Below are 12,665 nucleotides of genomic sequence, written 5' to 3'. Positions count from 1 at the left end.
CAAGAACCGCTAGGCTTCCAGCGTGGACCCGCGCAAGGAACGGACGATCGCCGCGCTGCTGCGTGCCGCGGACGAGGTCTTTCGGGAACGTCCGGCCGACGACGTCACGGTCGAGGAGATCGCCGAGCGGGCGAAGGTCTCGGTCGGCTCCCTCTACAACCACTTCGGCTCGAAGGGGGGCCTGCACGCGGCGGTGGTGGAGCGCGCGCTCCAGGCGGATCGCGAGTACATGGACCGCGCCTATGTCCTCGGTCGCAAGCCGATCGAGCAGATCTACGCCGCGGCCGACGAGTACCTGGCGTTCTATCTGGCCAACCCCGACTACTTCCGGATGCTGGCGTTCCCCCGCGAGCCCGGCGGTTACGCGGCGGGGCACGAACTCGCGGAACGGCTCGCCCGGTCGGTCGCCGAGCAGAACGCGCGGCTCGTGCGCGCCGTGCGTGAAGGGGTGGAGGCCGGCGACTTGCGGGACGTCGACCCGGAAGAGACCGCGACCGTGCTGTGGGCGGCGTGGAACGGGATCATCAGCCTCGGCTGGCGGCCGGACGCCTTGCGTCGCGACGAAGCACAGCTGCGTGCCCTGCTCGCCGCGGCGACCGGGATCGCCGCGAACGGCTTGCTGAAGCGCTAGTCGGCCTGCGGGTCCCAGGTCAGCAGCCGGACCTTGCTGACGGTCTGGACGTGCCGTCGCATCGCGTTCGCGGCCGCCTTCGGGTCGCCGTTCCGGATGGCCTCGGCGATGTTGTGATGCTGGCTCAGTGAACGCCACGGCCTGCCGGGCTGCCGCAAGGACTCGTTGCGGCTTTCCGCGATCTGTGTGTCGATCGACCGCATGAACTCGGCGAGGATGGCGTTGTCCGCGGCGGCGGTGATCGCTTCGTGGAACCGGCGATCGCCTTCGGCGCCGTGCCCGCCGTCCTCGATCTCGGTCTTCATGTACTCCAGTGCCGCGTCGATGGCGGCGAGATCCGCGTCGGATCGTCGCGACGCGGCCAGCTCCGCGAGCTTGGTCTCCATCGCCTCGCGGGCTTCGAGTACTTCCGGAAGCCGCTTGCGGCGGGCGACCAGTTCGTCGACCGGTTCGACGTCGAGGTGATCGTTGCGCAAGTAGGTGCCCCCGCCGTGCCGGGACTCGAGCAGGCCCTGCACCTCGAGCACGACGATCGCCTGCTTGATCGACGCGCGGCTGACCCCGAGCCGCTCGGCGAGGTCGCGTTCGCTGGGGAGTTTGTCGCCCGCGTGCAGGCCGGACTCCTCGACGTGCGCCTTGATCCGCTCGACGACCTGCTCGTAGAGCTTCGCCCGGTTCAACCGGCTCAACGCCTCCGGCACTCGGTCCCCTCCCGCGACTGGACAAGTGGCTTAGCCAATTTACCACTCATGGCTTGACAGGTGGTCGCCGTCACAGGGAAAGTGGCTCAGCCACTAGTCCACTCGGCCACTCGCCAGGGGGCTCCCGCCGTCAAGGAGGACGGTCATGTCCGCCCAGCTGATCTCGATCCTCGTTCTCGTGGTGATCTTCGCTCTCGCCACGACCCGTTCGATCAACATGGGGGCGCTCGCCTTCGCCGGTGCGTTCCTCGTCGGCACCCTCGCCGGTGGCCTGGACACCGACGGCATCTTCGCCGGATTCCCCGGCGACATCTTCGTGGTGCTGGTGGGCGTCACCTATCTGTTCGCCATCGCCAGGGCCAACGGCACCACCGACTGGCTGGTCGCCGCGGCCGTGCGCCTGGTCGGCGGCCGGATCGCGCTGATCCCGTGGGTGATGTTCGTGGTCACCGGCGCGCTGACCGCGATCGGCGCGGTGAGCCCGGCGGCCTGCGCGATCGTCGCGCCGATCGCGCTCGGTTTCGCCGCCCGCTACAAGATCAGTCCGCTGCTCATGGGCGCGATGGTGGTGCACGGCGCGCAGGGCGGCGGATTCTCGCCGATCAGCGTCTACGGCTCCATCGTCAACGGCATCGTCGAGCGCAACCACATCGCGGGCAGCCCCGTGGTGCTGTTTCTCGCGAGCCTCGGCATGAACCTCGCCATCGCGGGCGTCCTGTTCGTCGTCCTCGGCGGGACCAAACTGCGTCGCCGCCAGCTCGTGACGGCGGGCGCCGGCGGAGGGGAGACCGAGGAGGAACCGCTGCCGCACGAACAGCGGATTCCCTTGGACGGCCCCAAGATCGTGACGCTGACCGGCCTGGTCGCGCTCGTGGTCGGCACCCTCGTGTTCGACCTCGACCCTGGCCTGACCGCCATCACCGTCGCCGTCCTGCTGAGCGTCGCGTGGCCCAAGACCAGCCGCTCCGCCGTCTCCGAGATCACCTGGCCGACCGTGCTGCTGATCTGCGGCGTGCTGACCTACGTGGCGGTGCTGAAGGAGATCGGCACCATCGACTACGTCGGCAACGCGGTCACCACCGTCGGGATCCCGCTGCTCGCGGCGCTTCTGCTCTGCTACATCGGCGGTGTCGTGTCCGCCTTCGCGTCTTCGGTCGGGCTGATGGGCGCGCTCATCCCGCTCGCCGTGCCGTTCCTGGCGCAGGGCACGATCGGGCCGGTCGGCATGATCGCCGCCCTCGCCGTCTCGGCGACGATGGTGGACGTCAGTCCGTTCTCCACCAACGGCGCGCTCGTCCTCGCCAACGCGAAGGACGTCGACCGCGACAAGTTCTTCAAACAACTTCTGGTCTACGGGGCGCTCGTGGTGGCCGTCGTGCCGCTGGTCGCCTGGCTCGTGTTCGTCGTGCCCAACTGGGGCTGAGGAGGAGATCCATGCTGTCCGGACTGACTGCCGGGAAGAGCGACCGCGTCGCCCTGCGGTTCGGCGACGAATCCCTGACCTACGGCGAACTCGCGTGCGTCGCGGGACCACTCGCCGCCAGGCTGGCCGGACGCCCGCGCGTCGCGGTGTGGGCGACACCGACCCTGCGGACCTGTGTCGCGATCGTCGCCGCGCTGGCCGCCGGCGTCCCCGTGGTGCCGATCAACCCGAAGGCCGGATCACGCGAACTGGCGCATATCGTCGCCGACAGTGTGCCGGATCTGGTGCTGGCCGCGCCGGACGCGGAGCTGCCGCCGGAACTCGATGTGCTGCCACGGGTCCCGGTCGAGCTGGACACCTCGGGCTCACCGTGGCAACGCGGGGAACCGGATCCGGAGAGCCCGGCGTTCGTCATCTACACCTCGGGCACCACCGGACCGCCGAAGGGCGTCCTTCTCCCGCGCCGGGCGGTCGCGTCGAATCTCGACGCGCTCGCGGAGATCTGGGACTGGACCGACGCCGATGTTCTCGTGCACGCCCTTCCGCTCTTCCACGTGCACGGCCTGATCCTGGGCGTGGTCGGCCCGCTGCGACGGGGCGGCTCGCTGCATCACCTCGGCCGGTTCTCGACCGAAGCGGCCGCGAAGGAACTCGCCGGCGCGGGCACGATGCTCTTCGGTGTCCCGACGATGTACCACCGGCTCGCCGCCGACTGCGAAGCCGATCCCGCGCTGGCCGCCGGAGTGGGCGCGGCGCGGCTGCTGGTCTCGGGTTCGGCGGCCCTGCCCGCGACCGACCACGAGCGGATCACCGCCGCGACCGGGCAACGGGTCGTCGAACGCTATGGCATGACCGAAACGCTGATGAACTGCGGTGTCCGCGTCACGGGGGACCGGCGGCCAGGCGCGGTCGGCCCGCCGGTGCCCGGCGTCGAACTGCGGATCGTCGACGACGCCGGAGAACCGCTCTCCGGCGAGTCCGTCGGCGAGATCGAGGTCCGCGGCCCGAACCTGTTCCTCGGCTACCTGAACCGGCCGGACGCCACGGAAGCCGCGTTGCGCGACGGCTGGTTCAAGACCGGTGACATGGCGGTGCGCGATCCGGACGGTTACGTGCGGATCGTGGGCCGCCGCGCCACCGACCTGATCAAGAGCGGCGGCTACAAGATCGGCGCGGGCGAGATCGAGAACGCGCTCCTGGAACATCCGGGGGTCGCGGAGGCTGCGGTCACCGGGGAGCCGGACGAAGACCTCGGCGAGCGCATCGTGGCCTGGATCGTCCCCGCCGGGGACAGGCCATCGCCGGGCGAACTCGCCGACCACGTCGCCGGTCTGCTGTCCCCGCACAAGCGGCCGCGGGTCGTGCACTACCTGGAAGCGTTGCCCCGCAACGAGATGGGCAAGGTCCTCAAGCGGGCTCTCCATGACTGACCCGCTGGGCTGGGACGGTTACGCCGCTTCCCTGGCACGCGCCAGGGAACGCACGGGCGCGGAAGAGTCGTTGGTCTGGGAACGCACGAAGATCGGCGGCCACGAGGTCGTGGTGATCCGCTTCGAGTTCGGCTTCCTCGGCGGTTCGGTCGGGACCGGCACCGGCGCGCTCATCGAGCGGGCGCTCGACGAGGCGCGCTCGCACCGGCTTCCCGTCGTCTCGCTGCTGTCCACGGGCGGGACCCGGATGCAGGAGGGCGTTCCCGCGCTGCGGCAACTACAGCGGATCGCGCGCGGTCTGGCACTGCTGCGCGAAGAGCGGCTGCCGCACATCACCGTCGCGCGGCACCCCACCACCGGCGGGGTGTGGGCGTCCCTCGGCGCCGACGCCGACGTCGTGCTCGCCGTCCCCGGCGCTCAAGTCGGGTTCGCCGGACGCCGGGTGCGGCCGGAGCGGTACGCCGACGATCCCGCGTACACGGCGGAAAACCAGTACGCGGCCGGATATGTCGACGAACTCGTGGCCGAGGACGCGATCGCCGACCGGCTGGAGGTCTGGCTCGGGCTGCTGACCGGTGCTTCGCGGAACCGCCCGGCGGATCTGCCCCGCGCGCTCGGCGCCCTCGACTCCGCGGCCGACGGCTGGCAAGCCGTCCAGCGCGCGCGGTCGGCGGACCGGCCCCGCGCGGACGCCTACCTCGACGACTACTTCGACACCCGTGTCACCCTCCGGGGCGGCGCCGACGACGGAATTCTTTGCGGGTTCGGAAGCAGGGGCGGGCGGCCGATCGCTTTCGCGGCGCAGAACGGGACCGCCACCACGCCCGGCGGTTTCCGGACGGCGACGCGGCTGATCCGCCTCGCCGGCAGGCTGGGGCTGCCGGTGCTGACCCTCGTCGACACCCCGGGCGCGGCCGCCGATCCAGCCGCGGAAACGGCCGGGGCGGGGAACGCCATCGCCGAACTGTTCGGCGCGATCGCGGCGGCGGAGGTGCCGGTCACGACTCTCGTCATCGGGGAAGGAGGCTCGGGCGGCGCGCTCGCCCTCTGCTCGGCGGACCGGATCTGGCTCACCCCGGACGCCTGTTTCTCCGTCATCGCCCCGGAACTGGCGGCCGGGATCCTCAAACGGGATCCCGAAGAGATCCCCGCCCTCGCCGACGCGCTGAAGCCACGTCCCGAAGATCTGCTCGCCCTCGGTGTCATCGACGGCATCGCGGGACCGGAACCGGTCACCTTCCTGAGATAAGTGGTTCGACATGTTCAAGCGGATGTCCGTCGCGGTGCTCGCCGCGGTCACGCTCGGTCTCCTGGTCACGCCGCCCGGCCAAGCCGCCGGGGCCGCCCGCTACGTCGCCATGGGCAGTTCCTTCGCCGCGGGGCCGGGAATCCCGCCGCAGCAGCCCGGAACCCCGGCGGCGTGCGGACGTTCGACGAAGAACTACGCGACTCTCGTGGCCGCGGAACGCGGATTCGCCCTCACCGACGTCACCTGCAGTGGCGCGACCACGGCGAACATCCTCACCTCGGGGCAGGCCGGCCAGCCGCCGCAGATCGAGGCCGTCACCCGGGACACCCGGCTCGTGACGGTCACCATCGGCGGCAACGACGTCGGCTACGTCGGGAGCTTGTTCACCTACGGCTGTCAGAACACCGGCGGCGCGAACTGCGGCCAGGTCGACCAGAACGCCGTCCGCGCGGCGCTGAGCACGGTGCACGAGAAGATCGGCGCCGTCATCGCGGAGGTCCACCGGCGCGCGCCGCGGGCGCGGGTGCTGGTCGTCGACTACCTGACGATCGTGCCGCGCACGGCGCCCGCCTGCGACGGCGTTCCCCTCACCCCGGAGCAGCAGGTCTTCGAACGCGAGGTCGCGGACCGGCTCGCGGCGGCGACCCGGCGGGCGGCCCGCGCCGAACGGGCCACCCTGGTCCCGGCGGCCGCGATCAGCGCGGACCACGACGCCTGTGCCACCGTCCCGTGGATGGAGCGGTACATGGCCGCGCCGGGACGCGTGCCGTACCACCCGAACGAGGCCGGGATGGCGGCCGTCGCGGACCTGGTCACGGCCCGGCTGCACTCCTGAGAGGCGCGGGGCGGTCCGACCGTGTCGCGAAAGCCACTTTCGGGACATCACACGTCGCGAAAGTGGCTTTCGCGACACCCGGCCCGTCGCTTGGCCTTACCGACCGACAGCCGCGCGGAAAGTCCGGCGGTAGCTGTCCGGCGGCACCCCGACCGTGCGGTTGAAGTGCCGCCGCAGCGTGGCGGCGGTGCCCATCCCGGTGGCCTCCGCGATCAGGTCGACGCTGTCGTCGGTCCGCTCCAGCAGTTCCTGAGCGCGGCGGATGCGCTGGGTCAGCAGCCAGCGCAGCGGGGTCGTCCCGGTCGCCGACCGGAAATGCCGCGCCAGATTGCGTGAGCTCATGTTCGCGTGCCGGGCGAGGTCTTCGACGGTCAGTGGCCGGTCGAGCCGCTCGGTGACCCAGGGGAGCAGGCCGCCGAGCGGGTGGTCGTCCTGATCGGGCACCGGGGCGGTGACGAACTGGGCCTGCCCGCCCGCGCGGTGCGGCGAGACGACGAGGCGGCGGGCGATGGTGTTCGCGACCGCCGAACCGTGGTCGGACCGGACCAGATGCAGGCACAGGTCCATCGCGGCGGCCTTGCCCGCGGAGGTGAGCACGCTGCCGTTGTCGACGTAGAGGACGTCCGGATCGACCTCCACCGAGGGAAACCGGGCGGCGAGGACGTCGGTGTGCGCCCAGTGTGTCGTCGCCCGGCGGCCGTCGAGCAGACCGGCGGCCGCCAGCACGAACGCGCCCGTGCACAGGGACGCCACCCGCGCGCCCCCTTCGTGGGCGGCGCGCACGGCCTCGACCAGATCCGGCGGCGGATCGACGTCGATGTCCGCCCAGCCGGGGACGATGACGGTTCCGGCGTGCTTCAGCTCGTCAAGCCCGTGGTCTGGTTCGAGCAGGAATCGCCCGACCTTCACCGCTTTCGAGCCGTAGACGCCGAATTCGTACAGGCCGGTGTCGAAGACCTCGTGGGCGATGGACAGCTCGAACTGCAGCATCCCGTCCGTGGCGGCGAGGGCGACCGTACTCATGTCCGAAAGTGTACGCATGATGGCATTCCGGACACTGTCGATCGGCCGGATCGGCCGACAGGATGGTCCACAGTGGATCGACCGAGGGCAGGAGAAACCATGGGTACGTACGACGTCGCGGTGTTCGGGGCCTACGGGCACACCGGGCGGTTCGTGGTGGCGGAGTTGCGCGAACGCGGATTCGGCGTGCTGGCCGTGGGACGCGACGAGGCGAAACTGCGCGGCCTGCCTTGGCCCGATCTCGGCGTCCGGCAGGCGTCGGTCGACGACCCGGCTTCGCTCGACCGCGCGTTCGCGGGCGCGGACGCGGTGATCAACGCCGCCGGGCCGTTCGCCGACACCGCCGCTCCGGTGATCGAAGCGGCGCTGCGGGCGGGCGTCCCGTACCTCGACGTGGCCGCGGAGCTCGAAGCGAACATCGACACTTTCGCTCAGTTCGGCGAGCGCGCCGCGGGAGCGACGGTGATCCCGGCGATGGCGTTCTTCGGCGGCCTCGGCGATCTGATGGTCACCGCCGCGATGGGGGACTGGACGTCCGCCGACGAAGCGCACGTCGCCTACGGGCTGAGCAGCTGGCACCCGACGGAAGGGACCCGCGCGGCGGGCAAGGTCTCGCGGGAGCGGCGCGACGGAAAGCGGATCCGCTTCGCGCGCGGCCGGATCGAACACCGTGACGACGCGCTGCCGGAGCTGGACTGGGACTTCCCCGCGCCACTCGGGACCCGCGCCGTGCTCGGCGAGTTCACGATGGCCGACGTCGTCACCGTCCCCAGCCACCTCGACATTCCCGAAGTGACCACGTACATGACCGTGAACGCGGCCCGCGAGGTCGTGACACCCGAGACCCCCGCGCCTCCCGCCGACGGCCCGTCGGCACAGGAGTTCGTGGTCGACGTCGTGGTGCGAGCCGGCGGCGAAGAGCGGCGGATCGTCGCGCGAGGGCAGGACATCTACGCGATCACGGCTCCGCTGGTGGTGGAGGCCGTCCAGCGCGTGCTCGACGGCCGGACCAAGGCGACCGGGGTCGTTTCGGCGGGCGAGGTCTTCGACGCGGCCGACTTCCTGGCGGCCCTGGCGCCGCGGATCACCGTCACGGGGTGACACCGGCCCGCCAGCCCGGATGCGGCAGCCGGGCGGGCGGAACCTCCCCGGGCCGGTACTCGAAATGCCACCATTCGTTGTCGTAGATCCGGTAGAGCGCGAAGCGGGCTCCGTGGTCCTCCAGCCACTGCGCTCCTTCGCGCGGCCGGACGTCCAGCGCGGTACCGCCGACGTGCGCGGAATCCTGCGGCGGCAGGACACGCTTGCCGCCGCGGGCGGTCTCGGCGAGGTACAGCCGATGCTGCTCGGCGGCGTCCCGATGCCCCGAGGTGACGCCGAGGAGCGTGCGGTGCCGCCAGAACGCCTCGGTCCTGGCGGCGGTGAACGCGGCGAGCGTCCCGGCGGTGAGCCCGGCGAGGTTTTCGGCGGGGAACCGCAGTGACAGCGCCCAGCCGCAGGCGATCCGCCGGGCCTGGCCGGGGCACCGCAGCCACGCCGGGATCAGCAGCAGTATCGCGAGGACGCGGGTGATCGCCGCGAGCACGAGTTCTTTCATGCCGTCGACCTTCGCCGACGCCTGTGCGAACCCGATCGCGGCGACGTGCGCGGACGCCGACGAAAATGTCACCGTTCCGCACGGAGGACGTCGTGACGCAACGATGACATTCCGTGGACGTTCCGCGGAAACGGGACGGGCACCATGGCGTGTCATGGACGAGCGGATTCCGTCCGGCGCTGCGATAGTCGTCGGCATGCCCAGGGTGCTGCTCATCGAGGACGATCAAGCCGTGCGTGACGGGCTCAGCATGGCGCTGGGCGGCCGTGGCCACGCGGTCGACGCGGTGGCCACCGGCGAGGAAGGCCTCGCCCGGCTCGCGTCCCGGCCGCCGGACATCGTCGTACTGGACCTGATGCTGCCCGGACTGGACGGGTTCGAGGTCTGCCGCCGGATCCGGGCGGCGGGGGATCTGCCGATCATCATGCTCACCGCGCGCAACGAGGACATCGACGTGGTGGCCGGGCTCGCCGCCGGCGCGGACGACTACGTGGTCAAACCCGCCAGGGCCCAGGTGCTGGAGGCACGGATCCGCGCGGTGCTGCGCCGCAGCGGGCAGCCCGCGCCGTCGGTGCCCACGCCTGCCGAGATCGAGCGGCACGGCGACCTCGGCATCGACCGGGCCGGGCTGACCGTGACCAAGGGGGACAAGCCCGTCGCCCTCGCCCCGACCGAACTGAGGCTCCTGCTCGAACTCACCCAGGTACCTGGCCGGGTGCTCAGCCGTCAGTACCTGCTGGAAAGCGTGTGGGAGCACGGCTACTTCGGCGACTCGCGCGTCGTCGACGCCTGTGTGCAGCGGCTGCGCGCGAAGATCGAGGACGACTCGTCCGCGCCGGTGTATGTGCAGACGGTCCGCGGGTTCGGCTACCGCTTCGGGCCACTGTGAAGCTCGGTGGCCTGCGCACCCGGCTGCTCTTGGCGTTCAGCCTGCTGGTCGTGATCACCGCGGCGACGGTCGCCGGCGGCGCCTACGTCCAGTCCCGCACGGTGATCCTCAAGCAGGCGCAGGACGCCACGGCCCGCGTCCTGGTCGACAAGGCCACCGCGCTGTTCCCGCTCGGCCCGCTGCCGCCGGGCGAGGGGACGCTGAGCCGGATCAGCGGCGAGCTGTCCGACCGAGACCTGAGCTCCCTGGTCCTGTACGAGGACAAGGCGAGCGGGAGCGAGCAGATGCGGTCGCTGATCTCGCCCGAGCTTCGCGAGCGGGTCCGGTCGGGAAACGTCGCCTGGCAGCGAGTCGACGCCCGGGGCGCACCGATGCTGGTGGTGGGCACCAGGTTCACCGTCGTGCTTCCCGGTGGGCAGCAACGGGATTCGGGCATCGAGGCCTACGTCGCGCGCAGCATGGCGCCGGAGGCGAAGAGCATCGACGAACTCGCCACCCGGGCCTGGCTGATCGGCGGGGTGGCGCTCGTCTTCGCGATCGGGCTGGCGTTGCTGGCCGCCCGCGGTGTGCTGCGGCCGGTGCGGGAACTCGGCGACGCGGCGCGGCGGCTGGGTGAGGGTGATCTGCGGGCACGGATCAGCGTCCGCGGTTCGGACGAGTTGGCCGGGGTGGCGCGCACCTTCAACGAGACGGCCGAATCGCTCGAGCGGCACGTTGGCGAGCTGGAACGGATGGAATCCGACGCGCGGCGGTTCGTCGCCGACGTCTCCCACGAACTGCGCACCCCGCTCGCCGCGATGACCGCGGTCGCGGACGTGCTGGAGCAGGAGGCGTCGAAGCTGCCGGGGGACGCCGGTCGCGCGGCGAAGATGAGCATCGAGGAGACGCACAACCTGACGCGGCTGGTGAACGACCTCATCGAGGTCTCCCGCTTCGACGCCGGGGCGGCCGCGCTGGCGCGGGAGGAAGTCGATGTCGCCGAGGTGGTCACGGCGAGCCTGCGTATCCGGGGCTGGACGGGCGAGGTGGAGAAGGACCTGCCCGCCGGGATCTTCGCCGAGTGGGATCCGAGGCGGGTGGACGTCATCGTGGCGAATCTGGTCGGGAACGCGTTGCGGCACGGAGAAAAGCCGGTCTCGCTCCGGCTTACCGAAGCGGGGGAGGAGATCACGCTGGTGGTCTCGGATCGCGGACCCGGGCTGGCGCCCGAGGTGCTCCCGCACGTGTTCGACCGGTTCTACAAGGCGGATTCGGCCAGGGCGAGGTCCGGCGGCAGCGGACTCGGGCTGGCGATCGCCTGGGAAAACGCCCGGCTGCACGGCGGAAACTTGAGCGCGGCCAACGGCGTCGACGGCGGCGCGGTGTTCACGCTGCGCCTGCCCCGGCTGGGAGTGACGGCATGAGGAAGAACTGGCTTTCTGCTCTGCTTGTCGTCTTCGTCGTCGCGGGCTGCGGCGTCCGGCCCAGCGCCGTGATCTCCGGGGCGCCCGCGCCGTCGGGGCCCGCCAACGGCGCGGTGCTCTACTTCCTGTCCGGCGGGCAACCGGTCCGCGTGTTGCGCCCGCTGGCGCAGGAACTGCCGCCGGCGAGCCCCGTCGATCTGCTCGCCGCCGGACCGGACGAAAGCGAGCGGGAACGGCAGTACACCACGGAAGTCCCGCCCGGCACCGCGGTCCTGGACCAGACGCCGGCGCCGAACGGGGTCACGGTGACCCTCTCGGTCGGCGTCGCCGGGTTGTCGGCGCGCGCGGTGGACCAGATCGTTTGCACCGCGCGGGATTCGCTCGGCGGGAGCGCGCAGATCACCTTGCGGGGTGAGGGAACCGTGCGTGGTCCGCTGTCGTGTCCCTTGCCCGGCTAGTGGGTCACCGTGGTCGTGAGTGGCGTTTCGGGTTAGAACACGAAACGCCACTCACGACCACGGTGACCCACTCGGTTCTGGGGCAGCACACATGGATGGCACATACCACGGCATTTTTACCCGCACGGTCCGCACCGGAAGTGTCCCGGATCACCGGTGTCGGTCCCTCGCTTTGTCCGGATCCGCCCGCTAGCTTAGGCAAGGCTAAGCAAATGAGACGGGGGTGGTTGTGGCGTGGAAGGGATCGAGGGCAAGGTCGCACTCGTCACCGGAGGCGCGCGCGGGATCGGGGCGGCCGTCGTGGACGGGCTCGCCCGCGCGGGTGCGATCGTGGCGTCGGTGGACCTGGCCGAAAGCGCTTCCAGGGACGGAGTGACCTCGTTCGTCGCGGACGTCGGGGATCCCGTGGCCGTCGCGCGGGTCGTCGACGAGGTCGAACGCGAACTCGGGCCGATCGGGATCGGCGCCTCCGTCGCAGGTGTACTGAAGCCGGGGTCCGTCCGCGACACGAGCGACGAAGACTGGGCGGCGACCTTCGCGGTCAACTCCACCGGTGTCTTCACCGTGCTCCGCGAGATCTCCCGCCGGATGGCGCCCCGCCGGAGCGGTGTGCTGGTGACCGTCGGTTCGAACGCGGCGGGAGTCCCGCGCAGCGGGATGGCCGCGTACGCCGCCTCGAAGGCGGCCGCGACGATGCTGACCCGCTGCCTCGGGCTCGAACTCGCCGGTTCCGGCATCCGCTGCAACATCGTCTCTCCCGGCTCGACCGACACCGACATGCAACGTCTACTGTGGACGGACGAGAACGGCGCGGACCGTGTCATCGCGGGGAATCCGGAGCAATATCGGGTCGGCATACCACTGGGCCGGATAGCCGAACCCGCCGATATCGCCGACGCCGTCCTGTTTTTGGCCTCCGATCGCGCGCGGCATATCACGATGCAGAACCTGTACGTCGACGGCGGAGCCACGCTCCGCGCGTGATCTCGATGACGCAACGAAGACTTTTCGGGTCCATATGATTAG

13 protein-coding genes are annotated in these 12,665 nt (G+C 71.0%); 10 read left to right on the top strand and 3 right to left on the bottom strand.

What is annotated here, in order from left to right:
• Positions 1 to 22: 22 nt before the first annotated feature.
• The gene (locus tag NQK81_RS04885) at positions 23 to 631 is read left to right on the top strand and encodes a TetR/AcrR family transcriptional regulator (protein WP_257487220.1); all 609 of its coding nucleotides are present in this window, start codon (positions 23 to 25) and stop codon (positions 629 to 631) included.
• On the opposite strand, the gene NQK81_RS04880 is transcribed toward NQK81_RS04885, so the two are convergent.
• Positions 628 to 1,332 carry a FadR/GntR family transcriptional regulator gene (locus tag NQK81_RS04880; protein ID WP_257487219.1) on the bottom strand — a complete coding sequence of 235 codons (705 nt, stop codon included), beginning with the start codon at positions 1,330 to 1,332 and terminating at the stop codon, positions 628 to 630. The genes NQK81_RS04885 and NQK81_RS04880 overlap by 4 nt on opposite strands.
• A gap of 145 nt (positions 1,333 to 1,477) precedes the next feature.
• Between NQK81_RS04880 and NQK81_RS04875 the strand changes: the two genes are divergently transcribed.
• The 4 genes from NQK81_RS04875 to NQK81_RS04860 are packed head-to-tail and all read left to right on the top strand — an operon-like array spanning position 1,478 to position 6,269.
• A complete protein-coding gene (locus NQK81_RS04875; RefSeq protein WP_257487218.1) occupies positions 1,478 to 2,755 on the top strand; it encodes an SLC13 family permease in 1,278 nt (425 codons plus the stop codon).
• An 11-nt stretch (positions 2,756 to 2,766) separates the two neighbouring features.
• Positions 2,767 to 4,185, top strand: a complete 1,419-nt coding sequence (locus NQK81_RS04870) for an acyl-CoA synthetase (protein WP_257487217.1) — start codon at positions 2,767 to 2,769, stop codon at positions 4,183 to 4,185.
• Positions 4,178 to 5,434 carry a carboxyl transferase domain-containing protein gene (locus NQK81_RS04865; protein ID WP_257487216.1) on the top strand — a complete coding sequence of 419 codons (1,257 nt, stop codon included), beginning with the start codon at positions 4,178 to 4,180 and terminating at the stop codon, positions 5,432 to 5,434. The genes NQK81_RS04870 and NQK81_RS04865 overlap by 8 nt, the downstream gene beginning before the upstream one ends.
• A 22-nt stretch (positions 5,435 to 5,456) precedes the next feature.
• Positions 5,457 to 6,269, top strand: coding sequence for an SGNH/GDSL hydrolase family protein (locus NQK81_RS04860; protein ID WP_257487215.1), 813 nt, complete (start codon positions 5,457 to 5,459; stop codon positions 6,267 to 6,269).
• 96 nt (positions 6,270 to 6,365) lie between these two features.
• Here NQK81_RS04860 and NQK81_RS04855 read toward each other — a convergent pair whose 3' ends face one another.
• Positions 6,366 to 7,292: a helix-turn-helix domain-containing protein gene (locus tag NQK81_RS04855; protein ID WP_257487214.1), complete on the bottom strand. Its 927-nt coding sequence runs from the start codon at positions 7,290 to 7,292 to the stop codon at positions 6,366 to 6,368.
• A gap of 99 nt (positions 7,293 to 7,391) precedes the next feature.
• Here NQK81_RS04855 and NQK81_RS04850 point away from each other — a divergent pair, with 99 nt between their 5' ends.
• Positions 7,392 to 8,393, top strand: a complete 1,002-nt coding sequence (locus NQK81_RS04850; RefSeq protein WP_257487213.1) for a saccharopine dehydrogenase family protein — start codon at positions 7,392 to 7,394, stop codon at positions 8,391 to 8,393.
• On the opposite strand, the gene NQK81_RS04845 is transcribed toward NQK81_RS04850, so the two are convergent.
• Positions 8,383 to 8,889: a M15 family metallopeptidase gene (locus NQK81_RS04845; protein WP_257489694.1), complete on the bottom strand. Its 507-nt coding sequence runs from the start codon at positions 8,887 to 8,889 to the stop codon at positions 8,383 to 8,385. The genes NQK81_RS04850 and NQK81_RS04845 overlap by 11 nt on opposite strands.
• A 154-nt stretch (positions 8,890 to 9,043) precedes the next feature.
• On the opposite strand from NQK81_RS04845, the gene NQK81_RS04840 reads away from it, so the two are divergent.
• From NQK81_RS04840 to dhbA, 4 genes are all read left to right on the top strand, one after another.
• Complete coding sequence (locus tag NQK81_RS04840) at positions 9,044 to 9,778, top strand: response regulator (RefSeq protein WP_306856030.1); 735 nt, start codon at positions 9,044 to 9,046, stop codon at positions 9,776 to 9,778.
• Complete coding sequence (locus NQK81_RS04835; protein ID WP_257487212.1) at positions 9,775 to 11,181, top strand: ATP-binding protein; 1,407 nt, start codon at positions 9,775 to 9,777, stop codon at positions 11,179 to 11,181. Before NQK81_RS04840 ends, NQK81_RS04835 begins: the two co-directional genes overlap by 4 nt.
• Positions 11,178 to 11,639, top strand: a complete 462-nt coding sequence (locus NQK81_RS04830) for a GerMN domain-containing protein (protein WP_257487211.1) — start codon at positions 11,178 to 11,180, stop codon at positions 11,637 to 11,639. The genes NQK81_RS04835 and NQK81_RS04830 overlap by 4 nt, the downstream gene beginning before the upstream one ends.
• A 234-nt stretch (positions 11,640 to 11,873) precedes the next feature.
• The gene (dhbA, locus tag NQK81_RS04825) at positions 11,874 to 12,623 is read left to right on the top strand and encodes a 2,3-dihydro-2,3-dihydroxybenzoate dehydrogenase (protein WP_257487210.1); all 750 of its coding nucleotides are present in this window, start codon (positions 11,874 to 11,876) and stop codon (positions 12,621 to 12,623) included.
• Positions 12,624 to 12,665: the final 42 nt, after the last annotated feature.

The organism is Amycolatopsis roodepoortensis, from assembly GCF_024628825.1.
GTDB classification, from domain to species: domain Bacteria; phylum Actinomycetota; class Actinomycetes; order Mycobacteriales; family Pseudonocardiaceae; genus Amycolatopsis; species Amycolatopsis roodepoortensis.
Note: the sequence above shows the minus strand (reverse complement) of the source record. Positions and strands in the feature narration are given on the sequence as shown.

Coding starts and splice junctions, on each gene's coding strand:
- NQK81_RS04875 (WP_257487218.1), top strand. CDS start 1,478: ATGTCCGCCCAGCTGATCTCGATCCTCGTTCTCGTGGTGATCTTCGCT.
- NQK81_RS04865 (WP_257487216.1), top strand. CDS start 4,178: ATGACTGACCCGCTGGGCTGGGACGGTTACGCCGCTTCCCTGGCACGC.
- NQK81_RS04850 (WP_257487213.1), top strand. CDS start 7,392: ATGGGTACGTACGACGTCGCGGTGTTCGGGGCCTACGGGCACACCGGG.
- NQK81_RS04855 (WP_257487214.1), bottom strand. CDS start 7,292: ATGAGTACGGTCGCCCTCGCCGCCACGGACGGGATGCTGCAGTTCGAG.
- NQK81_RS04845 (WP_257489694.1), bottom strand. CDS start 8,889: ATGAAAGAACTCGTGCTCGCGGCGATCACCCGCGTCCTCGCGATACTG.
- NQK81_RS04860 (WP_257487215.1), top strand. CDS start 5,457: ATGTCCGTCGCGGTGCTCGCCGCGGTCACGCTCGGTCTCCTGGTCACG.
- NQK81_RS04830 (WP_257487211.1), top strand. CDS start 11,178: ATGAGGAAGAACTGGCTTTCTGCTCTGCTTGTCGTCTTCGTCGTCGCG.
- NQK81_RS04870 (WP_257487217.1), top strand. CDS start 2,767: ATGCTGTCCGGACTGACTGCCGGGAAGAGCGACCGCGTCGCCCTGCGG.
- NQK81_RS04840 (WP_306856030.1), top strand. CDS start 9,044: ATGGACGAGCGGATTCCGTCCGGCGCTGCGATAGTCGTCGGCATGCCC.